The 24,104-nt window shown below is 43.7% G+C and carries 24 protein-coding genes, 5 tRNA genes and 1 rRNA gene; 18 read left to right on the top strand and 12 right to left on the bottom strand.

Annotation, left to right across the window (positions count from 1 at the left end; translation table 11 throughout):
* Positions 1–127: 127 nt before the first annotated feature.
* The 4 genes from C0582_04885 to C0582_04870 are packed head-to-tail and all read left to right on the top strand — an operon-like array spanning position 128 to position 4,609.
* Positions 128–2,383 carry a ribonuclease E/G gene (locus tag C0582_04885; protein ID PLX29218.1) on the top strand — a complete coding sequence of 752 codons (2,256 nt, stop codon included), beginning with the start codon at positions 128–130 and terminating at the stop codon, positions 2,381–2,383.
* Between the two features lie 5 nt (positions 2,384–2,388).
* Positions 2,389–3,774 carry a cysteine--tRNA ligase gene (locus C0582_04880; protein ID PLX29217.1) on the top strand — a complete coding sequence of 462 codons (1,386 nt, stop codon included), beginning with the start codon at positions 2,389–2,391 and terminating at the stop codon, positions 3,772–3,774.
* Positions 3,759–4,229 carry a hypothetical protein gene (locus C0582_04875; GenBank protein ID PLX29216.1) on the top strand — a complete coding sequence of 157 codons (471 nt, stop codon included), beginning with the start codon at positions 3,759–3,761 and terminating at the stop codon, positions 4,227–4,229. The genes C0582_04880 and C0582_04875 overlap by 16 nt, the downstream gene beginning before the upstream one ends.
* On the top strand, positions 4,226–4,609 hold the full coding sequence (locus C0582_04870; protein PLX29215.1) for a hypothetical protein: 384 nt from the start codon (positions 4,226–4,228) through the stop codon (positions 4,607–4,609). The genes C0582_04875 and C0582_04870 overlap by 4 nt, the downstream gene beginning before the upstream one ends.
* A gap of 11 nt (positions 4,610–4,620) precedes the next feature.
* Here C0582_04870 and C0582_04865 read toward each other — a convergent pair.
* A tRNA-Thr gene (locus tag C0582_04865) sits at positions 4,621–4,696 on the bottom strand.
* 193 nt (positions 4,697–4,889) lie between these two features.
* Here C0582_04865 and C0582_04860 point away from each other — a divergent pair.
* Positions 4,890–5,510: a hypothetical protein gene (locus C0582_04860; GenBank protein PLX29214.1), complete on the top strand. Its 621-nt coding sequence runs from the start codon at positions 4,890–4,892 to the stop codon at positions 5,508–5,510.
* A 77-nt stretch (positions 5,511–5,587) separates the two neighbouring features.
* Here C0582_04860 and C0582_04855 read toward each other — a convergent pair whose 3' ends face one another.
* Together C0582_04855 and C0582_04850 are read right to left on the bottom strand one after the other, a co-directional pair.
* Complete coding sequence (locus C0582_04855; protein PLX29213.1) at positions 5,588–6,637, bottom strand: hypothetical protein; 1,050 nt, start codon at positions 6,635–6,637, stop codon at positions 5,588–5,590.
* A gap of 185 nt (positions 6,638–6,822) precedes the next feature.
* Positions 6,823–6,899, bottom strand: a tRNA-Arg gene (locus C0582_04850).
* Positions 6,900–7,077: 178 nt separating this feature from the next.
* On the opposite strand from C0582_04850, the gene C0582_04845 reads away from it, so the two are divergent.
* The gene (locus C0582_04845) at positions 7,078–8,061 is read left to right on the top strand and encodes an RNA pseudouridine synthase (protein PLX29212.1); all 984 of its coding nucleotides are present in this window, start codon (positions 7,078–7,080) and stop codon (positions 8,059–8,061) included.
* Here C0582_04845 and murA read toward each other — a convergent pair.
* The 3 genes from murA to C0582_04830 all read right to left on the bottom strand — a co-directional run bounded on the left by murA (position 8,058) and on the right by C0582_04830 (position 10,850).
* Positions 8,058–9,335, bottom strand: coding sequence for a UDP-N-acetylglucosamine 1-carboxyvinyltransferase (murA, locus tag C0582_04840; GenBank protein PLX29211.1), 1,278 nt, complete (start codon positions 9,333–9,335; stop codon positions 8,058–8,060). The genes C0582_04845 and murA overlap by 4 nt on opposite strands.
* A 2-nt stretch (positions 9,336–9,337) precedes the next feature.
* Positions 9,338–9,898 (bottom strand): dCTP deaminase, encoded by a 561-nt coding sequence (locus C0582_04835; protein PLX29210.1) that lies wholly within the window; start codon positions 9,896–9,898, stop codon positions 9,338–9,340.
* A 181-nt stretch (positions 9,899–10,079) separates the two neighbouring features.
* Complete coding sequence (locus C0582_04830) at positions 10,080–10,850, bottom strand: hypothetical protein (protein ID PLX29209.1); 771 nt, start codon at positions 10,848–10,850, stop codon at positions 10,080–10,082.
* Between the two features lie 103 nt (positions 10,851–10,953).
* Between C0582_04830 and C0582_04825 the strand changes: the two genes are divergently transcribed.
* Together C0582_04825 and C0582_04820 are read left to right on the top strand one after the other, a co-directional pair.
* Positions 10,954–11,214, top strand: a complete 261-nt coding sequence (locus tag C0582_04825; protein ID PLX29208.1) for a hypothetical protein — start codon at positions 10,954–10,956, stop codon at positions 11,212–11,214.
* A 44-nt stretch (positions 11,215–11,258) separates the two neighbouring features.
* Positions 11,259–12,797, top strand: a complete 1,539-nt coding sequence (locus C0582_04820; GenBank protein PLX29207.1) for a hypothetical protein — start codon at positions 11,259–11,261, stop codon at positions 12,795–12,797.
* Between the two features lie 9 nt (positions 12,798–12,806).
* Here C0582_04820 and C0582_04815 read toward each other — a convergent pair whose 3' ends face one another.
* The 6 genes from C0582_04815 to C0582_04790 all read right to left on the bottom strand — a co-directional run bounded on the left by C0582_04815 (position 12,807) and on the right by C0582_04790 (position 15,372).
* Complete coding sequence (locus tag C0582_04815) at positions 12,807–13,445, bottom strand: hypothetical protein (protein PLX29206.1); 639 nt, start codon at positions 13,443–13,445, stop codon at positions 12,807–12,809.
* The gene (locus C0582_04810) at positions 13,429–14,280 is read right to left on the bottom strand and encodes a hypothetical protein (protein PLX29205.1); all 852 of its coding nucleotides are present in this window, start codon (positions 14,278–14,280) and stop codon (positions 13,429–13,431) included. Before C0582_04810 ends, C0582_04815 begins: the two co-directional genes overlap by 17 nt.
* A gap of 19 nt (positions 14,281–14,299) precedes the next feature.
* Positions 14,300–14,752 carry a Holliday junction resolvase RuvX gene (locus C0582_04805; GenBank protein ID PLX29204.1) on the bottom strand — a complete coding sequence of 151 codons (453 nt, stop codon included), beginning with the start codon at positions 14,750–14,752 and terminating at the stop codon, positions 14,300–14,302.
* A gap of 10 nt (positions 14,753–14,762) precedes the next feature.
* Positions 14,763–14,839, bottom strand: a tRNA-Asp gene (locus tag C0582_04800).
* 47 nt (positions 14,840–14,886) lie between these two features.
* A tRNA-Val gene (locus C0582_04795) sits at positions 14,887–14,961 on the bottom strand.
* A gap of 138 nt (positions 14,962–15,099) precedes the next feature.
* Positions 15,100–15,372: a DNA-binding protein HU gene (locus C0582_04790; protein ID PLX29203.1), complete on the bottom strand. Its 273-nt coding sequence runs from the start codon at positions 15,370–15,372 to the stop codon at positions 15,100–15,102.
* A 203-nt stretch (positions 15,373–15,575) separates the two neighbouring features.
* On the opposite strand from C0582_04790, the gene C0582_04785 reads away from it, so the two are divergent.
* The 10 genes from C0582_04785 to C0582_04740 form a co-directional block, all read left to right on the top strand.
* Positions 15,576–15,758, top strand: a complete 183-nt coding sequence (locus C0582_04785; GenBank protein PLX29202.1) for a hypothetical protein — start codon at positions 15,576–15,578, stop codon at positions 15,756–15,758.
* Positions 15,759–15,794: 36 nt separating this feature from the next.
* On the top strand, positions 15,795–16,316 hold the full coding sequence (locus C0582_04780; GenBank protein PLX29201.1) for a hypothetical protein: 522 nt from the start codon (positions 15,795–15,797) through the stop codon (positions 16,314–16,316).
* Between the two features lie 66 nt (positions 16,317–16,382).
* Positions 16,383–17,189: a hypothetical protein gene (locus C0582_04775; GenBank protein ID PLX29200.1), complete on the top strand. Its 807-nt coding sequence runs from the start codon at positions 16,383–16,385 to the stop codon at positions 17,187–17,189.
* Positions 17,186–17,839 carry a ribulose-phosphate 3-epimerase gene (gene rpe / locus C0582_04770; protein PLX29199.1) on the top strand — a complete coding sequence of 218 codons (654 nt, stop codon included), beginning with the start codon at positions 17,186–17,188 and terminating at the stop codon, positions 17,837–17,839. The genes C0582_04775 and rpe overlap by 4 nt, the downstream gene beginning before the upstream one ends.
* A gap of 98 nt (positions 17,840–17,937) precedes the next feature.
* The gene (locus C0582_04765) at positions 17,938–18,141 is read left to right on the top strand and encodes a hypothetical protein (protein PLX29198.1); all 204 of its coding nucleotides are present in this window, start codon (positions 17,938–17,940) and stop codon (positions 18,139–18,141) included.
* A 38-nt stretch (positions 18,142–18,179) separates the two neighbouring features.
* The gene (locus C0582_04760; protein ID PLX29423.1) at positions 18,180–18,830 is read left to right on the top strand and encodes a protein-L-isoaspartate O-methyltransferase; all 651 of its coding nucleotides are present in this window, start codon (positions 18,180–18,182) and stop codon (positions 18,828–18,830) included.
* A gap of 79 nt (positions 18,831–18,909) precedes the next feature.
* On the top strand, positions 18,910–19,968 hold the full coding sequence (locus C0582_04755; GenBank protein PLX29197.1) for a hypothetical protein: 1,059 nt from the start codon (positions 18,910–18,912) through the stop codon (positions 19,966–19,968).
* A gap of 128 nt (positions 19,969–20,096) precedes the next feature.
* A tRNA-Ala gene (locus tag C0582_04750) sits at positions 20,097–20,172 on the top strand.
* Positions 20,173–20,462: 290 nt separating this feature from the next.
* Positions 20,463–22,007: a hypothetical protein gene (locus C0582_04745; GenBank protein PLX29196.1), complete on the top strand. Its 1,545-nt coding sequence runs from the start codon at positions 20,463–20,465 to the stop codon at positions 22,005–22,007.
* A gap of 250 nt (positions 22,008–22,257) precedes the next feature.
* Positions 22,258–24,104, top strand: a 23S ribosomal RNA gene (locus C0582_04740); the annotation flags it as partial.

Genomic DNA, 24,104 nt, shown 5'->3' with positions numbered 1-24,104 from the left:
TTTCGGCAAAACAAAAAAGATTAAACATTAATTAATAAAAAAGTATGGTCAAACACATAAATATTCAGAAAATTTTATTCACGATATTATTTGTGCGTGTACCGACTATCATGGAGTTTAGAAAACAGTGCCTAGAAAAATACTTATTGAAGCCGTGCATCAAGAGGAAACTCGAGTTGCCATTATTGAAAATTCAAAACTTGTGGATTTTGATCACGAGCATGCTGAAAAGAGAACCATCAAAGGAAACCTATGCCTTGCCAAAGTTATTCGGGTAGAGCCCTCTCTGCAGGCTGCTTTCGTTGACTTTGGTGGCAATCGCCACGGGTTCTTGGCTTTTGATGAAATTCACCCCGATTACTTTCGCATCCCTGTTGAGGACCGGAAGCTTTTTGAAGAGTTGCGTAAAGAAGAATTTAAAAAACAGCAAGATCTTGACCTGATTGATGAAGAGAGCTCTGATGAAAGTACTGACGATGCTGAGAGTGAAGACGAGCAAAAGCCACCAGAGGAAAGTGAAGAAGCAGAAGTTGAGGTAGCGGAAGCTGAGGTAACAGAAGAGCCTTCTCCTTCTTCCGCAAAACGTCCGAGAAGCGTTCGTGAATTTATTCGACGCTACAAGATTCAAGAGGTTATCAAGAGCCGTCAGATTGTTCTTGTGCAAGCGGTGAAAGAAGAGCGCAATAATAAAGGTGCGGCGATGACGACTTATGTCTCATTGGCAGGACGTTATTGTGTTTTGATGCCAAACACCAATGCTACAGGCGGCGTTTCACGGCGAATCAATAAGGTTGCTGATCGCAAGCGTTTGAAAAAAATCTTGTCATCCTTTGAGGTGCCGGAGGGAATGTCGTTGATCATTCGGACCGCTGGGATGGATCGGAATAAAACGGAGCTGAAGCGCGATTGTAAATACTTGTTGAGCTTGTGGTCTGATATCCGCGATATGACCATGCAGGCGGTGGCGCCAAGTTTGATTCATACCGAAGCCGATCTGATTCAGCGGACGCTGCGGGACATGTACACCCGCGATGTGGATGAGGTGCTGATTGAAGGTAACGAAGCCTACAAGAAAGCCAAAAACATTATGAAAAAAGTTTTGCCCAGCCACGCAAAACGAGTACAGAAATATGATGATCCTGACACACCGTTGTTTTTTAAGTATGGGATTGCAAAACAAATTAATCAGATTTTCTACAGTCAGGTTTTGTTGAAATCGGGGGGATACCTGGTTATTCAACAAACGGAGGCGCTTGTATCTGTGGATGTTAACTCGGGCCGCGCAACCCGGGAACGACACATTCAATCAACGGCGTTCAACACCAATATGGAAGCTGCAGCAGAAGTGTGCCGCCAAATCAAACTCCGTGATCTAGCAGGGTTGATTGTGGTTGATTTCATCGATATGCCAGAAATGAAACACAACCAGGCTGTTGAACGCGTGATGCGCGAATCTCTAAATGATGACCGGGCCCGTGTTCAAATTGGACGTATCAGCCAATTTGGATTGCTAGAGCTTTCACGTCAGCGTATCCGACCCAGCCTACATGAGCGGAGTGGCATTCAATGCCAAAGCTGTTTGGGAACAGGATATGTGCGCTCGCCAGAATCCATGGGGTTGCAACTTCTGCGCTTAATTGAAGAAGAGGCTATCCTGAACAAGCGAGATCGCATTACGGTGAAATTGCCTCAGGAGGTTGGATTTTATCTCCTGAATAACAAGCGAAATTACCTGAGCCTCATCGAGGAGAAAACCAAAGCATCTATTATTCTAGAGCCCTCTGCAACCATTGGGAATGGTTTTGAAATTCTAGGAACTGAAGGTGAAGTGGTGTTCTCAACCAGTCAAGATGCGCTGGATTCTGCGTCTTCTAAATCACAGCCTAGCGGTGGAAAAGACCGCAAAAAGACACCTGATTCTGGTCAACGCGAGGCCCGCAAAGGCCGGGATAGGGGGCCACGAAAAGAGCCAAAAGCCGTGCAAAGCGATGAGACTGTGCAGCCGCCGCAGCCAAAGGAAGAAAAACCTCAGCAAAATCAAAATGTCCGCCGTGATGATGAGGGAAATAGAGACGATTCAGCAATGCCCCAAGGAGAGGGTCCTGCTAAAAAGTCCCGCCGACGCCCAAGAAGAAATAAAAAACCCGGCACGAGAGAAAATACCGAGCTGAATGGAAACACGGAGAGTCAGCCAAATTTAGAGAAACAGCCTCCTAAAGCAGACCACCAACCTGCTGAAAAGAAAAAGGCGGCGCCCGTCTCCCAGCCAGAAAACAAAACAGAGATGGGTATTTTTGCCAATGAGTCTGCCAAAAATGGACCGCAAAAAGGCCGTCATCAGAAAAAAGGTTGGTGGCAAAAGCTTCTAGAAACGGATGACTGATTTCGATGCCAACTCTATCGCTCTATAACAGCAAAACGCAGTTAAAAGAGATCTTTAAACCAATGGATCCACAGCATGTGAAAATGTATGTCTGTGGACCAACGGTTTATGATTACATTCACATTGGCAATGCCCGGCCCGTGGTTGTTTTTGATGTGCTCTATCGCTTGTTGCAGGCGCTGTATCCAAGAGTGACCTATGCGCGTAACCTGACCGATGTTGATGATAAAATCATTGATCGCGCAGCTGAAAAGAATATAGAGATTACGGCGTTGACCCGAGAGATGATTGCAGCCTTTCATGATCATATTACGGCCTTAAACGTGTTAGCGCCCGACATTGAACCAAAGGCAACGGATCACATTCAAGATATAATTGCCATGATTGAGCGGTTGGTGCAGAACCAAGCTGCTTATCTTGCTGAGGGACATGTTCTCTTTGATGTGAGCCAAGATAAAGACTATGGGCGCTTATCGCACCGATGCCTTGAGGATATGAAAGCCGGGGCACGGATCGATGTTGAGTCGTATAAGCGAAGCGTTCATGATTTTGTTTTGTGGAAACCTGCAGCCGCAGGTGAAGTGGGCTGGCAAAGCCCATGGGGATATGGCCGACCAGGATGGCACATTGAATGTTCGGCCATGATTGAGCGGGTTTTTCAAGGCCCCATTGATATCCATGGGGGAGGGATTGATTTACTGTTTCCCCATCATGAAAACGAAAGTGCTCAAAGTCGATGTGCCCACTCCTATCAAGACCTGGCAACGTTTTGGGTTCATAATGGGTTGCTTCAAGTGAATTCAACAAAAATGTCCAAGTCGCTGGGGAATTTTTTCACCCTCAACGATAAGCTGAAAGACATGCCAGGAGAATTGATCCGGTTGGTGTTGTTGAGCAGCCACTATCGACAACCTCTGGACTGGACAGAAAGCCGGGTTCACCAATGCCGCCAAACACTGAATCGCTTTTATCAGGCGGCTGAGGGATATGATGCTACAGATGGTGCTTCTGAGGTATCGATCAGTGATCTGGATCACGCTTTCGGGCGGGCGTTATTGGATGATCTGAACACGGTTTCGGCGCTGCAGCGATTGCAAGACATGGCGCAAGAGGTGCTCGCGGCAAAGGATGAGAAGCGTGCGGCGGTGCAAAAAAACTTTGTCAACACCGCAAGTTTTTTGGGATTTTTGACCTATTCACCAGACCAGTGGTTTCATGACTTGACCGGTGTTGATCTGACTGCTGAGCAAATTGAGCAGCAGATGTTGCAGCGATCAGAGGCAAAAAAGTTAAAGGACTATCAGCGCGCTGATGAGATTCGCGCCACGCTTCAAGCTCAGGGGATTGCTTTGGAAGATGGGGTGACCGGGACAAAATGGCGCCGCATCTAAGGCTGTCAGCCTCGCGTCGTCAAGCCCATCGCCAAGGACGGCAGATTGACTATCCTGCTGCATTGGAAACTTATTTTTTAGACGAACTCCACGCACGGCTTTCAATCGTTAAACGGACTTTTAACACAATCTTGTACCAAGGACCTCCCTTGAGAAAGCTCATTGCGTATTTGAAACGTTTGGGCGTTGTGGATGTTCTGATGAATGGCGGTGATTTGAGACATCTACCTTCATCATGGACAGCTTGCTTTGATGATATTTTACCCATCAACCCAGGTAGCTATGATTTGGTTATCTCCGTGATGCACATGCACGGTGTGCCGAAATGGGATGAACTGTTGTTTCAGTATCGGGCCGCATTGAGAGCAGATGGTTTATTTTTAGGTGTGTTTCCAGGGCAAGAGACCCTTCAGGAAATAAAGCAAGCCGCCCTTGAAACGGATCCAGATTTTTGAGGGGAGCGCACGCACGCGTTATCTCTTTTGTTTCAGCTGCCCATTTTGCCCAGATGATGCAGCAGTCTGGATTTATTCTGCCTGTGATTTATGTGGATCATAAAAAAGTTCACTACCCTGATTTGGCTTGTTTTTGGCAAGACATTAAGAGCATGGCAGAGCAGAGCTTTGTGCAGAGAAATGGTGGGCAGCAAAAGGGCCTGATGTCCAAACGATTTGCCGTTATTCTGGAGGACGTATGGCAAAAACGTTTTAAGGGAGAGGTGACCCTTGATTTGTTGTGGGGACAGGGCTGGGTGCCAGGTGACCTTAAAACAAAACAATTACGTCCAGGTCAAGGACACACATCATTGAAAGAAGTTTTGGAGCAAAAGGGTTGAACTGGAGGGAGTGGTGCCGGATGTCTGACTCGAACAGACGACCTACTGATTACAAATCAGTTGCTCTACCAACTGAGCTAATCCGGCTCTGAAATTATCTATACCGTTTTCAGCAGCTCGCGCCAAGAAAAATTTTTCATTTTTAAAAAATTCAATTTGAAGCAACGTTTTTTGAGACGAATGGGTATGCCAAACCATAAAAAAGCCCCGTGAAAATACGGGATAGGGCTTTGAAAAATGTGTGGTATACCTTTGAAATATATGAATAAAAGGAGAATAAATGACGTATCAAACTTTAATTGGACTGTTTGTCGCTGTTTTAGCGATAGGCGTTCAAGCTGTATGCCCTCATTGTGATGGGATGCGGCAAGATTGCCTTGAGGCCCGCGCGGGATCAAAAGGTGCCAGTGGACGATGGATCGATAATGTGACGCCTAAACGGGGGTGGACATGTACAACGGCTGAAGATTTAGGATCTGATGGCATGACTGAATGCCAAATGTGTGAGCGAGAGCAGGTGCGTTACATTCATCACATGGTGCATGGGAATCAGGCGCCCCTGACTTTAGATGTGGGTTGTATATGCGCTGGGCACATGATGGGTGAGAATGATGACCCTGCCTCAATTGCGGCCAATGTGGCAGCAGCAAAACAGCGAGCACAGTTATTAGAAAATCGGACGCGTAGGCGAACAGCTTTTCCAGATTTGCAAAGTTGGAAAACATCTAAGAATGGGAATCCGTACCTGAATAAAGATGGCTACAATTTTGCTTTCTATAAAGGTAGGTATGGTGGCTATTCGGGTAGCGTTAGTGGGGAGCGTTTAGATGGATGGCACAGAACATTACGAGAAGCAAAACTTGCGGCGTTTGACAAAGTTTGGCCACCCCATCAGGCATAGAAAGATTTGGGTACCCTTCCATAAAAAAGCCCCGGAATGGGGCTTTTTTAGTAGGTTGATGAAATTTATGACGCTTTTTATTTACGTGGAAGGCTTTGTTTAAAGCTCTCTATCTTGTCACTATACAAGTTGTTGTTGAGAAAGAGAGCTATTTTTAACTTTATATGTTGCCGGCTGCCTTCAAGGAGTTTTTCTAATGCTTCTGAAAAGGTAGGACTGGTAGGAGCCTGGGTTTTCCAGTGAAGATCTGTGATTTCATTGTCAGGGTTGATCAAGTCTTTGTGGTGGGTGAGTAGCCAATAATGATTTTCTAATACCCTTTTTCTGATTCTACCAGGTTTGTCATCTAATATTTCATCTGGATTTAGGCCTAAAAAATGATTAATAGAGAAAAAAATTGCTGACCCACCTTCAGGCTTGGCGCCCAGCAGAAGCAAATGAGTTTGGATATCTTCCCGAAGCTTAGAAGTGTCTTGAGGTCTTGTTCTTTGTTCTTCTAGATAGCTATCACTTTGTCCGTAAAGATTAGCATAAACCATAACCAACGGGGGGTTGTCGTAGTGATCTCGACTATTGAAGTGGAGGTCAACACCTAGAAGAGCAAGGTTTGTGATGTTTTCTTTCCATGTCTCATGGGGATTACACGCCAATGAGTAAGGATAATGAGGATCCACAGCTATTTGTGCTAAATTAATTACCTGACGATATCCCGCCACCAGGGTTTGGAGTGAATTAACATCGGGAAGAATGGACAAAAATTTTGTTGTTAGGTCTTTATCCCCCAAGAGGATTGCCACTGAAGCAGGGGTTAGATAAGGCACGGGGGCTTGGTGTCGACGGAAGTGCTCTACAAAGTTTGTGGGTGATGTGCGTAAAGCAGTATTGATTGAGAAACCTTCACCTAAGTGAGCGTTTCTTGCATTCGTGAAATTTTCAATATACTCATGATTCAAGGCCGTGGTCACAAAACTTTGCTTTTCTTCGGCGGAAGGTAAAGTATCAAAATGGTTTTCTATCCCACTTTTTACTTTTTGAACCTGGACTGGATTAAATGGAAGCTCTGGCAGGACAGCATAAGTACCCCCGGCTATGATGCTCAGCGCTAAGATAAAGATTTTTTTAAACATTGGTTAACCTTAATTTGTTAATAATGGATTAACAGTGTCTAACTATGTCTGCTCTGTCAATAAATTTTATAGGGGTTCAAAGATATGATAGAAGGCACTTTATTGACTTGATATCATTCGTATGAAATCCTGAAATGAAAGAAATAAGGGCTTGGTTTTGTGAAGGGGATCTTGGCTTTGGGAAATGGCGCACTCGAGAGGATTCGAACCCCTAACCTCCTGATCCGTAGTCAGGTGCTCTATCCAATTGAGCTACGAGTGCGTTAAGGAATCAATACCTGACGCCCCAACAAAAAGCAAGTATTTTTGATTTTTTTAGAGCTGGCATTTGAAGGTGCACAGCCGAGTTTTTTATGTCTGCAACTTCCGGGCGATGCATTTTTCTTGTGCGGAAGAAAAAACTCACCTAGGCTTCGTTTGAAAATAATAAAGGAAGTGTGATGGATGATCTGAGTCCGGCGCCTAAAAAAAGACTCGATCAAGCTGTGGTGAGCCGCTTTCCCGCCCTTTCACGGACACAAGCTAAGAAACATATCGTCGAGGGATGTGTGTGTGTTGATGGTGCGGTGATGATGGATCCATCGGTCAAAGTATCTGAGGATGCAGAGATAACCTGTGAAATCATGGCTTCTCAGCCTATGGATTTGACCCCCGCCCAGATGGACCTTGATGTTGTTTTTGAAGATGAACATTTGATTATTCTGAATAAACCGGCTGGCTTGGTCGTGCATCCTGGCGCGGGCACCCATGAGCCAACATTGGTGCATGGATTGCTGGCCCATTGTGCAGGGCAGCTTTCAGGGATTGGGGGCGTTGAACGTCCGGGGATTGTCCATCGCCTGGATAAAGAAACCAGTGGCTTAATGGTTGTGGCTAAAAATGATGCCAGCCATCAAGGGTTGAGTGCCCAATTCCAAGATCGAACCTTAAAGCGGCGCTATCAGGCTTTGGTTTATGGCCAACCCTGGCCCTTGGTTGGCACCATTGAAGGCAACATAGGAAGAGATTCCAATCAACGTCAGCGGATGGCGGTTCGGCAATTTGGCGGCAAAGAAGCAATCACCCACTACACGGTTCTGGAGACGTATAATCTGAATACAGCAGACCCGTTCGCCAGTTTGGTTGAATGCCGCCTTGAAACGGGGCGCACCCATCAGATCCGTGTTCATATGTTGGCGCAGGGGCATGGTGTTTTGGGAGATTTGACCTATATTACCCGCAGTCATAAACGCCAGATTTTAAAACGATTGCTTGATGAAAATCCAGAAATGGCATGGCGCGAGGGCCGACAAGCCTTGCATGCCTATTGGCTGGAACTGATCCACCCGATCACACTGAAAACCATGCGCTTTAAAGTGGATCTACCAGAAGATCTAGCAAGCCTTAAAGGAGTGCTAGAAAGTTTATCGGATGAGAGCGCCTAAGCAATACGTTTGATTTGAGCCCCGCACTGGCTGAGTTTTTGTTCGATGTTTTCATAACCACGATCCAAGTGATAAATCCGATGAATGGTGGTGGTTCCTTGAGCTGCAAGGCCGGCTAAGACCAGCGCAACAGAGGCCCGCAAATCAGTTGCCATAACGTCAGCGCCTGTGAGGTGATCAACGCCGGTGACAATGGCTTGGTCATTGCTTAAACGAATCTCGGCTCCGAGACGTTTGAGTTCAGCGACATGCATGAATCGATTTTCAAAGATTTTTTCTTCAATCACAGAACGGCCCTTTGCGACGCACATGAGCGCTAAGAATTGCGCTTGCAAATCTGTGGCAAAACCTGGATATGGCTGGGTTGAAATATCAACAGGGAGAATGGTTTCGGGGCCTACAACCCGGATGCCTTTTTCTGTTGGTGTGAACACAACGCCGGCTTGCTTCATGGCTTGAACGGTGGCCGGAAGGTGGTCAAAATCGGCATTGATAATTTCGATGGATCCTTTGGTGATGGCTGCTGCCATAGCGTAGGTACCGGCTTCAATCCGATCGGGCATGGCGCGGTAGGTTGTGCCGTTTAAGCTTGTTACCCCATCGATGGTGATGGTGTTTGTTCCGTGACCCGTGATGCGAGCGCCCATGGCATTGAGCAAATTCCCCAGATCTGTGATTTCAGGTTCAAGGGCGGCGTTGATGATACGCGTGGTCCCCTCAGCCAGAGCTGCTGCCATCAAAAGATTGCCCGTGCCAGTCACGGAGACAATTGGAAAGGTAAACTCAGCGCCTTTTAATCCTTGAGGCGCGGTTGCTTTTACGTAGCCATTTTCAATATCAATGGAGGCACCCAGGGCTTTGAGAGCTTTAAGATGGAGATCAATGGGTCTGGTGCCAATCGCGCATCCCCCAGGCAAAGAAATTTCTGCGTGACCAAATCGAGTAAGCAGAGGACCCAAAACCAAAACAGAGGCCCGCATCTTATTGACCATTTCATAAGGAGCCAAGGTGCTTAGGGTGTCGGGTGTGGAGATGGAAAATTGTTTACCTTGAGCGCCATCACTGTTGCCACCCTCCATGGAGACGGTGCATCCCATGGCGCTGATCAGTTTGATCATGGTTGCAACATCTGCCAAATGACTGACATTGGTGAGGGTTACCTTTTCTTTGGTTAACAGCGCTGCTGCAAGCAGCGGGAGAATGGCGTTTTTGGCGCCGCTGATTTCTATTTGCCCGTGCAGCGGGATTCCGCCGATGATTTGAAGTTTATCCATTTTTAGCCTTTAATTTTGGGAAGCGTGATGCCGGTTTGTTTCATGTATTTACCTTCACGATCAGAATAAGCCACTTCGCAGGGTTCATTCCCCTTGAAGAAGAGAAACTGGCAAATACCTTCATTGGCATAGAGTTTGGCGGGTAGGGGCGTGGTGTTTGAAAATTCGAGGGTAACGTGCCCTTCCCAACCAGGTTCTAAGGGTGTGACATTGACGATAATGCCGCATCTGGCATAGGTTGATTTGCCCAGGCAAATGACCAGCACATCTTTGGGAATGCGGAAATATTCGACTGTTCGTCCAAGAGCAAAACTGTTCGGTGGTAAAATGCAAACATCACTGGTGCGATTGACGAAAGCGCTTTCTTGAAGATTTTTCGGATCAATAAGGGCGTTATCAACATTGGTGAAAATTTTGAATTCTGGCGCCACCCGGGCATCGTAGCCATAAGAGGAAACCCCATATGAAATTTGGCCTGCTGCTACTTGACGTTCGACGAACGGGTCGATCATTCCTTTTTCTTTGGCTTGGGTGCGAATCCATTTATCCGATAATATGCTCATTGTTCACCTTTCTGCTGGCTTGTTTGCTCACGCTTGAGTTGCTGTTGCTTTTTGCGCTTTAACAAATTCTCACGCATGACTTTTGCCAGCCGGTCTGCATTTTTTTGTTCATAGGTTTGGGTTTTATCATTCATGGGTTGTCAATTCTTAAAGTCTCTTTATACTTATATCAATTTTATCTTTATTTGGCTAGCCAAGGAACAGGCTTAAATGATTTATAAATTCTTTTTAATAAAGGAGGTCTGGGCGTTGACCATTCGCCGCGCGCGGCATGACCTATTTTGGGATCGCCATGAAAGCAGACAATTTTAGCTTTGGGGGGAATGTCGGCCGTTTTAAAAAAGCGAAGCGGCCATATGGGTAGACAGTGATGTTTGAAGGACACGATCGCGTCTTTGGGAAAAAAGTGAAGATTGTGATGTTGTGCCATTTGATCTGTGAGGTACTCTTGACAGGCGGTGCCATACTTCTTTTTAATCGCTGCTTGGTTTTTGATGAAATGATCATAAACAAAGGTGTTTGACCCCACAACATATGAGAAAAAAGAGGCTTGTCCTACTTTTTTAAAGCGGTGATTCCAATCGCGAGTAATCCAGAATTCATCTTTTTGAGGTAGGGTGAATAAAGAATCAAGCGTGCCAACGATTGCCACATCAATATCAAAGAAGAAAACGCGCTTCCCTTTGAGAGCTGGGATGTTCGTGAGCCCCGCCTCTTTTTGATAGGTTTTGGAAATAGTTGGGATCAGATCAATTTTAGGCAAGGGGTGTTTTTGGATGTGGGCATCAAGGCCTGAGGGGTTATCAGTGAAACAATGGAAAGAAACGGGTAAAGAGGTGTGGTTTTGAATGCTCTTAAAAAGAGAATTTACCTCCTCCGATTCATATTTAGGACCCCATTTGATGGTAATAATATGGATGGTGTCGGGAGAATGGTTTGTCATTTTTGTCATCCAAAAATAGATTGATCTTAATTTAGACAAATCGCTGCTTATTGTCTATCAGAGAGTGATAATACTTAATAAAGAACAGTCCAACAGCCTACCCGTCTGATGAATGGTGTTTTATTGTGATGGAGTTAAAAATAATTCAGGTGCTTCTGTAAATTTGTTTTTGGGGGGTGTGGTTCAGCCAGCCTCCCTTTTTACTTTATCTGATAAGCCTCTTAAAAAACTTGAGTTTTTTTTAAAAGTAAGGATAAGTATGAATATTATGATAACAAAAAATTTAATAACTCTTATTTTTGTCAATGCCCTGCTTATGGGCATTATAAACCATCCTGCAAAGGCCATAGGCCCAATAGTGAATATTGTTTAGATGGGTGTCACGAGGAAGCAGCCTCTGTTACTGCTGCTATTCGTGTGGCAGATGAAGCAGAGTATGCTGCACGTGGGGGCGATTTGATATCGTCAGATCGTGTCGGGCCTATTAAATTTTATGATATTTTTGATGTTGCTCCTGCTCGAGAGACAACACCAGAGGAACGCAGAAAAGAGCAAGAGAGACGTGCCCGTGAAAATGAGCGGGAAAAACAATTGTTTGAGAGATTTGTTAGGGAAGAGCGAGCGCTTCTTGAAAAAGCAAAAGAACAAAAACTCATCACGGATCCAGAATATTTAGACATCATTTATAAAGTAAAAACTCAAAACAAAGCGCCCTCAACCTTTTTAGTTTCTTTAACCAAAAACTTTCCAGGAAATGAGCAGACAGATGTTCAAACTTTTAGGCGACACTTGAAATTGTTACATTTATTGGCGGCTCATCATGACTATCCTTTTTGGCATCAAGATGGCATGCCAGTTACATCGGCCCAAACATCGCTCTTTCATTATTATATTGATTTGTATAACCGCCACGTTCAATCTGAAGAAGCACCTGACGTGAATAGTATGCATCAACTAGCACAGCGCTGTTCTGATTGTGTGCCTTATAATCACCCAGGGATAGATGACTTTGAGCACGTTCTCTATTACATTGATGAAGCTGTTAGAAAAATCTTATTTGATTTCCGAACTTATAACCTCAATCATCCAAAGCTCCCTCAAGAAGTTTTAGTTTCTCCAGAAGATTTAAATTTAGATCGTTATTATTATATAACCGATCGGGTGATGAATTTTGGTGCCCGGCTCTTGCAATGCACTACCTATGGATTTGGGAATCGGCCTTTTGATTTGGAGCATCTGTTGCGTCAACACAAGTTTGACCTTTGTATTTTGGATCAGCGCAATCGAAATGCAAAGGAAAAAGGAAAAACCCAGCACGTCTGGATCCATCCACAGATGCCTTTGCAAATACGGGTGACCCAAGATGGTAAGTTGACAGTCTCTATCTTAAAGCAGATTCCTTACAAGAAGAATGGTGTGATTGAGAATGAGGTTTTATATGGCGGAGAGCTTTTGAAAATTAGCCTTCTGCCAGATGAGCCAGAGATAATAGAAGGTGTGAATGGCAGTCGGTCTGGCCCATTAGTGGCATTGGTGCCTTCTCGCCGCAAAGGTAACAAAGATCAGCGTGAAATTGCAGACTGCTGGGCAGATCATGTTGAATCAGGTCAGGAAAAAATGTTAATGGATGCCTCGCATGGTCAGTTTGATCCAGGGTATTTTGACTATCCGCGTGTTCGGCGGAATGGAGAACCCCGCCTTGACCTTACTCGTCAGGAAGGTTCTGAGAAACCTGCATCTGACGGACCACCAGCGGATGATAATAAAGAATCTAAAGAAGACTCAGTTTCCTCGACAGCTTCAGGCTCTGGGAAAAAGAATGGTAAGAGGCGTGACAAAGATTCTAAGAAATCTTCATCTGCCAGACAACAAATGGATGATCAAGAATCTAAAAAAGACCCAGTTCCCTCGATAGCTTCAGGCTCTGGGAAAAAGAAGGGTAAGAAGCGTAAATAGTCTTGTTGATTAGAGCCTGTTCTGGTGTTTAGGCGCTGTCAGCGTCCATGGAATTAGCTTCAGCATATATTGAGTTAGCAACTGTTCAAAGGCAGCTTTGATCTCTTTTTTCTCAGGGCTTTTGAGCTTCACATGACCGCTAAATGGCTGCACACCAATGGTTTTTCGCGTCTTAAAGTCTATTAGAAAGGCGGTTGCTTCCAATACTGTTCGGTAGCCATTCGCGGTTTTCTGAATGTGACACTTGTTAACATCCAATTGAAGAAGATAGTTGGGTTGAATGTGGCTGTGAGAACCAGAAACACCCATGATCTTTTGACTGTCGATGAAACCATCTACAATGAGAGACTTTAAAAAATCAGGCAAAGATTCAGGCCATTCAACGTGTGCCAGATATTTGACCACGCCGGATTGATCTTCAACCATCACCAGATTTTTATCAAGGTAGGCATTCAGCGAAGGTTCTGAAACAATGAGCTGCCATGTCACAGCTGGGAGCATTTTGAGTTGTTGCGCCTCTTTGATGGAAAGAGGGGTGATAAGAAGCGCGTCTACTTTTTTGGCTGGTGGAAAAACCTGGACACAGCCGCTTATTAAAAAACAGAGTCCTAAAAGAAAGAAAAATTGACGCTTAAGATTGAAGTTCATATGGGCCTCTTTGATCGGGAACCAGTTGATTGACTCTTTGATTGAGGCTTTCAATGAAAGAATCGAGCGCGGACAATGTTTGGGTGAGTTGAATCAGAGATTGGCTTAAATCAATGAAGCCATGATCGAGCATTTTATCAAGTTTGTGGCTGGTCTGTTCAAGAGTCCCAAGGGTGCGATTTGTGTTTTCAAAAACCTGGCCCAATTGGTGTTTGTTTTGATCTAATACATCTGAAAACGCCCGCATGTTTTGAATCAGATGGTGGAAATTTTTTTGCGTTTTTTCATCGAGAAAAGACGAGAGCCGTGTGACCAACATTTGTGTGTCTGTCAGAAGTTCCGGCGCAGCGTGAAACAGTTTTTGCAGAGATGAAGATTCAGAGGGAATAACCGGATACGGTTGGCCTTTTGCCGGGACTAAATCTTTTGAACTTGATGTGTGAGAGCGGATGGCAATCAACGACTCTCCTGTAATACCAGCAACTTCAAGGGTTGCAACCATCCCCTCTTTAACCACAAAGGTATTCACGATCTTAACGGTGACTTTGATTTGAGTATTATCTTCTTGGGCAATTTGAATCTGATCAACTTGCCCAATTGTAATGCCCTTAAATTTAACGGGGCTTCCAGGAGAGAGACCCCCCGCGGTTTCTTGAAGATAGATAAGATAGATCTTTTGTTCTGTGCTTTGGTTTTTTTGCATGAACTTAAGCGCTGTGAAGGCAAGCGTGGCAAAGCCGATAATAACAATCAGGCCAATAATAAGATGTTTCGTTGAAGATGCGTTCATGATGCCTCCGATTAAAATAATAGAGGAACAAAGCGAGACGAGCAAGAAAGAACAGATTCTTTCTCTATCGTTTTAAATAAAGATTGAGAAAGCTTTCCAAAATAATATGTGCTGCTACATGATCTAGGCGTTTTTGTTTGCGCTGGAAAGACCTCTCTGCTGCTTCAACAGAGCTAAGGCGTTCATCCCAAAAACAAACGGGCCAATGACAAGTCGTGCTGAGATAAAATCCAAATTGTTTGGCGGCTTGGGCCATGGCTCCTTCGCTGCCATCCATGTTTAAAGGGAGCCCCACCACAACGCAGTGAAAGGGGAAGTCTTTTCTCGTTTCTTCTAAAGCTTTGAAATCTTTTTTAAGCGTGGTGCGTTTGAGGACATTCAAAGGCGTTGTGACGTATGTGGGTGAGGATGCATAAGCAAGCCCTAGATTTTTTGAGCCATAGTCTATACTCAAGATCGAGGGCGCTTGATCTTGAATGAAAGCTGCAAATTTATCAGGATTTAAAATTTGAGTCATAGAGTTTAAGTGGCGGGAGTGACGGGACTTGAACCCGCGACCTCTGGCGTGACAGGCCAGCGCTCTAACCAACTGAGCTACACCCCCGTGGTTGGGATCATTACCATGGTTTTAAGCCAAGGTAAAGATATATGTGGTGGGCGGTAACGGATTTGAACCGCTGACCCTCTCGGTGTAAACGAGACGCTCTACCGCTGAGCTAACCGCCCACAAGCACATTGATGCTATACCAATTCGTGCGAATGGGATCAAGAGAAAAGGCAAGCCTGATTGGAATTAAATACCGGAGATCAAAAAAAAAAGAGGCTTATAAAGCCCCTTTTTCATATCGTTTTTGACTTAAAGGCTTAAGAAACAGCTTCTTTAAGAGCTTTTCCTGGCTTAAATTTAGGTACTTTTGACGCAGGAATATTGATTTTTTCCCCTGTGCGTGGGTTACGACCTTCAGTTGCTTTTCTTTGTGTAACGGCAAATGTACCGAAACCAACCAAGCGAATTTCATCCCCTTTTTTCAAAGCGGCTGTTATAACGTCAACAAATGCATCTACAGCTTTAGTTCCATCAGTCTTGCTTAGTCCTGCGCGTTCTGCAACGGCAGCGATTAGTTCATTTTTATTCATTGTTTCCTCATGTTTATTGGTTGAACACATGAGCAATGGTATGAGTCCTGTGATTGGCTGTCAATAACTCTTTTTGCATAAATGCGCAGAAAACAAGGCTTTTAATTATTTCTCAATAAATTTGATAGATAAATAAAAGATCGTTTCCTCTTGTTTTTATATTTTTTTCTCTTATATGACCAGTATTAAGCTGGGTGCCTTAAATGAAAATCTTCTTTTTCTATGTTCTGTTACTTGTTTTTGCAAGCGTTGATACAAGCGGGGTTTATATCTCTCTTAATGGTATACCGGTTGAATATCCATCGAAGCAATGGAGTAATGCAGGAACAGCCCATGTTTACTTGCAAAATGGTGGCTTGAGTTCACACGCTTTTTGTGTGCAGTAGCCTGCTTATACAGTCCCGGGTAATGATGTATCGTTGGTGTGGGGAGATGAGAGGGAAGAAGAAATTATTGTACAGGCCTCTTCTTATCCACCGTTAAGCTACCAATGTCAAAGCTTGCCTTTTGACGATTATTTTGATGCCGAAATTCGCTTAAAGGATGGCGTGAGGTCCTATCGAACTCAGGTAGATTTTATTCACCATGAGGAGAGATCAATATTTAGTTTTGAGCGTGTACATTGCTTTCAGGCGCCTCGGATTGAATTATTGACCAGCGGGGTTAATTTTGCCAATAACTTTTTTAGAGTTGATGAAGTAATAAAAATAGGATGTCCACGTTTTATTAACTGCTTTATCCAGGAAGTGATTATTACCCCTAATCAGTTTGAAGAATGCATGGATTTTACCACGCAGATAGATGGTGGAGAGGCTCCACGCTACTTAACGGCTAAAATTTTTTGGGTGAATGGATCTCTTAATTTTCAAGATAATATGATGAATCTCGCTATTTCAAATGCTACGGTAACTTTAAAAACAAAAGATCTTTATGTGCCAGACTAGCATGTAGAGACTTAGAGACTTAGAGACTTATGATAACTATCATAAAGTCTCTTTGGAGTTCAAAAATTGAAAGCCATACTTTTTTATTTTGCTGTTCTTTTTCTTTATTTTGTAAAAGTTGAAGGTATTTATCTTGAGGTTAATGGTGAAAGCGTTGACCTGTTCAATAGTTCAATAAGTCAATTTTCAGCGATTTCCTCAGAAGAGGTTTCTTTGTTGACACCTGAAGGCACTCAGAAAAGTTTATACTGGCGGTTCCGCCGACCCACTTTTCGTTTTCCTGGCAACAGCCTTGAGATGCATTGTCCTATGGATGAGATTAAGGTTCAAGCAAGTTACAGAAAGCCAGAAGATTATAGGATGCAAGGCTTATTCTTTGATGCTTATGTTCGGGATCATCATGAGGGCGAGGCATCTACCTTGCCGTGTGATGTTTATAAAAACCCCTATCAGCCTATGAGCTTTGAACAAATTAAATCTTATGCTGCTGTGGCTGTTGATGTGGAGCATCCACGTGTGAGTTTTGGAGGCGTATTTTTTAGGCTTGATCAGGAGCTGACGTTGCGATGTCCCACGCATTTGATGTGTGTGATTAGACAATTAACCATTGCGCCGGCGCATTTTTCATATACAGATCAGCGGCCTGATCGTGAAGTTGGGCCCCATGATGCTCGAACATTTTGGGTTAAAGGGCATGTTGACTTTGCGAACAGCTTATTTGATTTAACGGTTCATAACGGATATATTTCAGTTGAGACATGTGATTTGTTGAGTGCTAGAGGTAATGCACCAGTCAAGCCACTACCCACAGAGCCGCCTCTTGATTTAGCGGCGGAAGTGCAAGATCAACAGTCAGAAGACACAGGACAATGACAAAAATTTACCCTTCCTTATTAAGCGCTGACTTTGCCCATTTGGGTGCGGAGATCCAGCGTTGGGATGCGTTAGGTATTGATGGCTTTCACCTTGATGTGATGGATGGGCACTTTGTGCCGAATCTGACCATGGGGCCAAGTCTGATCAAAAGCATACGACCTTGTACTCTTAAAACCTTTGATGTGCATCTTATGGTGACAAATCCAGATATGTTCATTGAGCCATTCATCGCGGCAGGGGCAGATCGGATCAGTTTTCATGTTGAGCTTGATGGCGATTTGACCCCCCTGATCGCTCAAGTGAAAAATCATGATAAAAAAGTAGGGCTTGCCCTGAACCCTGAAACATCCGTTGAGAAACTAGCATCTTATTTACCGATGATTGACTTTGTCCTGGTGATGACAGTTGAGCCGGGATTTGCGGGTGGCCAGTTTGTGGCCAAAGCTTTGGATAAAATTCCTGAAATTTTAGCTCATGACCCTTCTATAGATATTATTGTTGACGGAGGGATCTCCCCCAAAACAGCGCCAAGAGCTGTTGAGTTAGGAGCCGCAGGACTTGTTGCGGGATCAAGCTTGTTTGCCGGTGGACCTGATAACTACCAGAAAAATTTGGTCGCTCTGTTGCGCGCCACAGGGCGACTCTGAATTACGGGGAAGTTAATAAGTAAGTTGTTCTTTTTTTCAACTTTAATGTCACGTTATTTATTGGGATAAGTATACTAGAGAGTATAAAAGGGGAAAAAATGATAAATCTTTCTCGCGCAGTTCCTCAAAATACAATAAAATTTCAGAATTTTCATGGCCTATTATACCCCGTGCTTGGAGGAGCTTGCCAGTATTTAAAGAATGCTTCAGCGCCTCTTGCTAAGAGTCTCTTAATGATCATTCTTCCTAGATTTAATTCTATTAAGGAAAATGATCATAAAATTCAGATTAAACGAGAATGATGCAATTTAGTTTTGTTTTCATATTCATTGGAGGAATCATGGCCTTTTTTAGTTCAACAAAGGAATCATCAAATGAAATGATTCAAGCTCAATTAATACAAAGAGGAATTAAAGACGAAAAAGTTTTAACCGCCATGACGAAGGTTCCAAGGCATCACTTTGTTTCTCCTGAGTCTCAAAGTGAAGCTTATGGGGATTTCCCCCTTGCTATTGGTTATGGCCAAACTATTTCTCAACCTTATATTGTGGCGCTTATGGTTGAAAGTGCTCAAATTAAGGATGACGATAAAGTTTTAGAGATAGGCACAGGATCGGGCTATCAAGCAGCAATTTTAAGCTTGCTTGCTCAAGAAGTTTATACCATTGAAGTGGTTGATGATCTGGGAGAAATAGCTAGAAGGCGATTGAAAAACCTGGGCTATAAAAATGTAAAAGTAAAAAATGGAGACGGTTATTTTGGATGGCCTGAATTTGCTCCCTTTGATGTTATTTTAATAACAGCCGCCTCAAGGGAAGTACCGCAGCCTCTTTTGGATCAGCTTTCTCTTGATGGTCGATTAATCATGCCCTTTGAAAAAGGTCCCTTTCAACAAGAGTTGATTGCTATTACGAAAACAAAAGAAGGGCTCCAAACTCAAACAATCTGCCCTGTTTCATTTGTGCCGTTCACGCGAAAAGAAGAGGGATGAAAAAGGATGCCAGGCCTTTAAGAGTCGTTAAAAATATCACCTGCCAGGCGATGGTTTAGATTCTATAGCCATGTTTTCGATGTATGCTTCTTCCCAGGAGGAGGGAAATTTGGGTGTTAAACCTTTATTAGAAAATACCCTGGAAGGATACATCCCCTTTATTTTAACACCTCCAGGTAAAGGTGGTGTGCACGGTGGCCTTGTCCAATCGCCGTTGGAAATGAATGCGCATGATTTAGCTCATGCCCTTATTATTCAATCATATCTTTATCATCGCCTCTTTTTTCCTCGCTTCAATGCACTTTCTTACAGCCTGAAATCTTATGATTTTTTATCCATTGGGCGGTCACTTTTTGATGGTTTTTTTGGATTTAATTATATTAAAGAAGAGGCTTTGAATAGGCTCTCAACGTTAGATTTGGCAACAGAAGGCGGACAACGTAAGTTAATGAAGTTTTTTGTGGCTTTTCATGAGTTTCCAACCAATGATCTTTTTAAAACATATGCTGATCATATAGAGGGAAAGGAAGCTAAAATTAAGCGCGGGTCAGACTTTGGGGATTTCTTTCAGAAAAACATTGACCATATAGCCCGTCTTTATGATCAAGATAAGGGAGGCCTTGAACAGGCATATGAAATCTTCACTCGACAACATCTTGAAAGCTATATCAAAAATCAAAATTTAGACTATATGATGGCTTTTTTGAAAGATCATCCATTGGGTTTTGAAATTACGCCAGAGGGTTTAGAGGCGCTGAGTACTAATAATGAGAAGGATTGCGAGTCGAAATGTTCTAAAGGCGGTCATGTTATTGTTACACGTGATGACAAGCCCCTTAGTCAGTCAACTTCAAGAATAGAACTTGTCATATCTTCAAAAGAGACGACAGGAACTGATGAAGAGGGAATTACTGTCACAACAATATCCCACTCTTTTTTAAAGAAAGAATATATACTCAAAAACTTTGAGGATTATGGAAAAATTTTGCAGATGGTGGGATTGATTGACCCAAAACTTAACCCTGAGCAGTTAGAGGGACATCACATCATTGAGGGGTTAAAGCGCTTAATGTGGCCGCTTGATTCTTACAGCTTTTGGCTTTTAAAACCGCGCTTGAGGGGCGGGGTTTTCCTATAGTCAATAGCATTTATAAAAATAATTGAAGTTTTAGAGGCGGGCCTGCAATCAGGTTGGTTTTAAAACCTTTGCTTTAAGTGTGTTGACAAACAGGCCTGGGCAATGCTAAGAAGCAGATATCCGTGTTTGGGGGTGTAGCTCAGTTGGGAGAGCGCCTGCTTTGCACGCAGGAGGTCATCGGTTCAAGTCCGTTCACCTCCACCAATCCGGGATCTTTCTTTCTTTTTATTTCATTCCTTACTTCTTATGTAAAAATCCGCACAATACTTTGCCGTTAGTGAGCAACGATTTCTATTTTTTTTTAAATCAACTTGAATAAGATAATAAATATTTATATAAATTTAACAAAATAGATAAAAAATATTAATAATAAAAACTATCTTTAATATGCGGCCTTTAATTTGGAGAGGTTGACTAAAAAATAAAAGTACTTATGTGACATATAACAACTGAGGTTTATCAAAATGAAAAAAATATTTAACGCTATTCTATATATGGTGCTGCCTTTGACGGTGATGGCCGCTGATCCAGCTGAGGGGCACGAGGCAGAAATACCCGCTTGGGTAAACGCAGGCGCGGAACGATTTGAAGGGACAGACGCGATGAAGCCCTATCTGTCTAGAGAGAGAAAGCCCGATGTTCATTCTGGTGAGTTAGCGCAAGCTGCCTCCGCAATCATCGATGATTTAGGCGGCAAAGTAGCAGGAGATACGCGGGAGCTCGTTCACAAAACGCATGAAAAAGTTAGTTTTTTAACTGAGAATGCGAAGTTTGATTGGTTTGCCTATTCATCAATGCACATGTACTTGGCGTCTTTAATTTCTCCCAAAGAAACGGATATTGGTATTTTTGTTGATCGCCTAAAAGATTTTAGTACCGCTTGGAAAAACCTTGTCTCTGAGGACAAAGCAAGTTTGGATCTTTATGATGAATACATGAATAGGGCCATAGGATATAATGCTGCTGAATACGGCCTTACCCCCAAAGTTCTGAGCTCTTTGGTTTTATTGCCGATGTATGCTTCTTCCCAAGAGGAAGGAAACTTGGGTGTTAAACCTTTATTAGAAAACACCCTAAAAGGATACATTCCGTTTATTTTAACACCTCCAGGAGAAGCAAGTGTTCATGGCGGCATCGTTCAATCGCCGTTGGAAATGGTTGCGCACGATTTTGCACATGCCTTGATTATTCAATCATACTTGGCAAATGGATTGTATGGGCCAGAGCTGCAGCCGACGGGATTCAGCTTTTCAAAGCTTTTGGGTCGGTTGTCAGGGGCTGATCAGATAGGCCCTCAAGCGTTAAGGGCTCTTCATGAGTTAAATCTTACAACGCTTGAAGGTCAACGGTCTTTGATGAAACTTTTTGTTATTTTTCACGAGTTTTCCACCAATGATGCTTTTAAGACAGTTGGGTCCTATACAGAAAAGAACCGTTTTTCAAGGCCCTCATCTTTGGATGATTTTATCCAGAAAAATCTTACCCAGATGGGCCAAATTTATGACAGTGATGATGCAAAGCTAGAGGAAGCCATGATGCGAGACTTAGTGGATAAGGTTAAGAAAGAATTGCCTAAAGAATGGTCAAAAGCTGATTTTCCCAAAGAATACTTGAAATCGAGGGTTGCGCATATCTATGTGGACGGTAAAGAAATTAAAAGGGAGAGTCGTCAACCGCATCCAGATGATGAATACAAAGACTTGTATAAAAGAATTGAGTTTGATCAATTTTGGCATGTTGAAGGGCACATAATCGCTGAGGGTCTCATGGATAAAAAAGATATCCCTTTGGTTCTTTTTAGCCAGTACAAACAAAGTGACTCTCTAAAAAGTTTAGACTTTCGAGCTATTAATAAAAACAATGACAATTTTATGATGAGTGATTTTATTTTTACCAGAAACTATGTTTTACGGAACTTTAGCGATTATGGCGAAATTCTAAAAATGGTTGGCCTTGTTGAAGAGGAAAGGGATTTTCAGGAAAATCCTCTTGCTAAGGATGAGCTTATTGCGGGGCTGCAGGATTTGATGAGGCATTAGCCCATTTAGGCAGCTTTTATACTCTTTAAAACCACGCTTTAAGGGCGTGGTTTTTTTTATGAATTAAGGCGTTGAAAAATAATTCCACTTTATCCAAAAAAAACCAGCAAATTGTGTTGACAGGTCAAATACGAATAGCTATATAAGACATCACGAGACAACATGTCTCAACCAGTTGATTGAAAAAGTTAAAAAGAGGGAACCAAATCTTTTAAGAAGAAAAAGATTTCACACTATGTGTGTACAATGCGAATAAGTATTAAAGGGCATTTGGTGGATGCCTTGGCATCAAGAGGCGATGAAGGACGCGATACGCTGCGAAAAGTCACGGTAAGGTGCGAATAACCGTTAACCCGTGAATGTCCGAATGGGGAAACCCACCACTTTTAGTGGTATCTTAAACTGAATACATAGGTTTAAGAGGCGAACCTGGCGAACTGAAACATCTAAGTAGCCAGAGGAAAAGAAATCAACCGAGACTCCGCGAGTAGTGGCGAACGAAAGCGGACCAGGCCAATGGTTGGCTTAACAAAACCTGAATAAGCTGGAAAGCTTAACTAAAGAAGGTGATAGTCCTGTAAGGGTAAATGTTAAGTCGATCTTCGAGTAGGGCGGGACACGAGAAATCCTGTCTGAACATGGGGGGACCACCCTCCAAGCCTAAGTACTCCTTGATGACCGATAGCGAACAAGTACCGTGAGGGAAAGGTGAAAAGAACCCTGAGCAAGGGAGTGAAATAGAATCTGAAACCGAATGTCTACAAGCAGTCGAAGCGTCCTTGAGGCGCGACGGCGTACCTTTTGTATAATGGGTCAGCGAGTTCGTCTGAGTAGCAAGCTTAAGCCGATAGGTGTAGGCGTAGCGAAAGCAAGTTTTAATAGAGCGCTAAGTTACTTGGATGAGACCCGAAACCGGGTGATCTAGCCATGAGCAGGTTGAAGTTGCGGTAATACGTAATGGAGGACCGAACCCACGCATGTTGCAATATGCGGGGATGACTTGTGGCTAGGGGTGAAAGGCCAATCAAACTCGGAAATAGCTGGTTCTCCGCGAAAACTATTTAGGTAGTGCGTCAAGAGATGGCTACTGGGGGTAGAGCACTGAATAGGCTAGGGGGGAGCGATCCTTACCAAACCTAATCAAACTCCGAATACCAGTATGCTTATCTTGGCAGACAGACCATGGGTGCTAAGGTCCATGGTCAAAAGGGAAACAGCCCTGACCACCGTCTAAGGTCCCCAAATCACTGTTAAGTGGAAAAGGAAGTGAGAAGGCCAAGACAGCCAGGAGGTTGGCTTAGAAGCAGCCATCCTTTAAAGAAAGCGTAATAGCTCACTGGTCTAGTTAAGCCATCTTGCACCGAAAATGTACCGGGGCTCAAACAGTGTACCGAAGACGTGGGCATCGTAAGATGCGGTAGCGGAGCGTTCTGTAAGCCGTTGAAGGTAAATCGCGAGGTTTGCTGGAGGTATCAGAAGTGAGAATGCTGACATAAGTAACAATAAGGCATGTGAGAACCATGCCCACCGAAAATCTAAGGGTTCCTGCGCAAGGATAATCCGCGCAGGGTGAGTCGGCCCCTAAGGCGAGGACGAAAGTCGTAGTCGATGGAAACAAGGTTAATATTCCTTGACCTGTCAGTGGTGACGAAGGTCGTAAGTTGTTTGTTATTATTGGATTTTGCAAGCAGCGAAGAACTTCCAGGAAATAGCCCTGACATTTAAGACCGTACCCGAAACCGACACAGGTGGATTCGTAGAGCATACGTAGGTGAATGAGCGAATGATGTTGAAGGAACTCGGCAAATTGACCCCGTAACTTCGGAAGAAGGGGTACCCTTTTTTGGGCAACCAGAAGAGGGTGGCACAGGCCAGGGGGTGGCGACTGTTTATCAAAAACACAGGACTCTGCAAAATCAATTGATGACGTATAGGGTCTGACGCCTGCCCGGTGCCGGAAAGTTAAGAGGAGGTGTGCAAGCACTGAATTGAAGCTCTGGTAAACGGCGGCCGTAACTATAACGGTCCTAAGGTAGCGAAATTCCTTGTCGGGTAAGTTCCGACCTGCACGAATGGCGTAACGACTTCCCCGCTGTC

The sequence above is a fragment of the Alphaproteobacteria bacterium genome, assembly GCA_002869105.1.
Classification (GTDB): domain Bacteria; phylum Pseudomonadota; class Alphaproteobacteria; order UBA7879; family UBA7879; genus UBA7879.
The sequence above is the reverse complement of the archived record's forward strand: the minus strand, read 5'-3'. Positions and strand labels throughout refer to the sequence as shown.

What these genes read in the sequence shown, in the direction of transcription:
- C0582_04765 (PLX29198.1), top strand. Translation starts at nt 17,938, where the DNA reads ATGATAAATCTTTCTCGCGCAGTTCCTCAAAATACAATAAAATTTCAG.
- C0582_04755 (PLX29197.1), top strand. Translation starts at nt 18,910, where the DNA reads ATGTATGCTTCTTCCCAGGAGGAGGGAAATTTGGGTGTTAAACCTTTA.
- C0582_04760 (PLX29423.1), top strand. Translation starts at nt 18,180, where the DNA reads ATGGCCTTTTTTAGTTCAACAAAGGAATCATCAAATGAAATGATTCAA.
- rpe (PLX29199.1), top strand. Translation starts at nt 17,186, where the DNA reads ATGACAAAAATTTACCCTTCCTTATTAAGCGCTGACTTTGCCCATTTG.
- C0582_04825 (PLX29208.1), top strand. Translation starts at nt 10,954, where the DNA reads ATGGTGTTTTATTGTGATGGAGTTAAAAATAATTCAGGTGCTTCTGTA.
- C0582_04790 (PLX29203.1), bottom strand. Translation starts at nt 15,372, where the DNA reads ATGAATAAAAATGAACTAATCGCTGCCGTTGCAGAACGCGCAGGACTA.
- C0582_04785 (PLX29202.1), top strand. Translation starts at nt 15,576, where the DNA reads ATGAAAATCTTCTTTTTCTATGTTCTGTTACTTGTTTTTGCAAGCGTT.
- C0582_04845 (PLX29212.1), top strand. Translation starts at nt 7,078, where the DNA reads ATGGATGATCTGAGTCCGGCGCCTAAAAAAAGACTCGATCAAGCTGTG.
- C0582_04815 (PLX29206.1), bottom strand. Translation starts at nt 13,445, where the DNA reads ATGAACTTCAATCTTAAGCGTCAATTTTTCTTTCTTTTAGGACTCTGT.
- C0582_04875 (PLX29216.1), top strand. Translation starts at nt 3,759, where the DNA reads ATGGCGCCGCATCTAAGGCTGTCAGCCTCGCGTCGTCAAGCCCATCGC.
- C0582_04745 (PLX29196.1), top strand. Translation starts at nt 20,463, where the DNA reads ATGGTGCTGCCTTTGACGGTGATGGCCGCTGATCCAGCTGAGGGGCAC.
- C0582_04805 (PLX29204.1), bottom strand. Translation starts at nt 14,752, where the DNA reads ATGACTCAAATTTTAAATCCTGATAAATTTGCAGCTTTCATTCAAGAT.
- C0582_04830 (PLX29209.1), bottom strand. Translation starts at nt 10,850, where the DNA reads ATGACAAAAATGACAAACCATTCTCCCGACACCATCCATATTATTACC.
- C0582_04880 (PLX29217.1), top strand. Translation starts at nt 2,389, where the DNA reads ATGCCAACTCTATCGCTCTATAACAGCAAAACGCAGTTAAAAGAGATC.
- murA (PLX29211.1), bottom strand. Translation starts at nt 9,335, where the DNA reads ATGGATAAACTTCAAATCATCGGCGGAATCCCGCTGCACGGGCAAATA.
- C0582_04835 (PLX29210.1), bottom strand. Translation starts at nt 9,898, where the DNA reads ATGAGCATATTATCGGATAAATGGATTCGCACCCAAGCCAAAGAAAAA.
- C0582_04855 (PLX29213.1), bottom strand. Translation starts at nt 6,637, where the DNA reads ATGTTTAAAAAAATCTTTATCTTAGCGCTGAGCATCATAGCCGGGGGT.
- C0582_04860 (PLX29214.1), top strand. Translation starts at nt 4,890, where the DNA reads ATGACGTATCAAACTTTAATTGGACTGTTTGTCGCTGTTTTAGCGATA.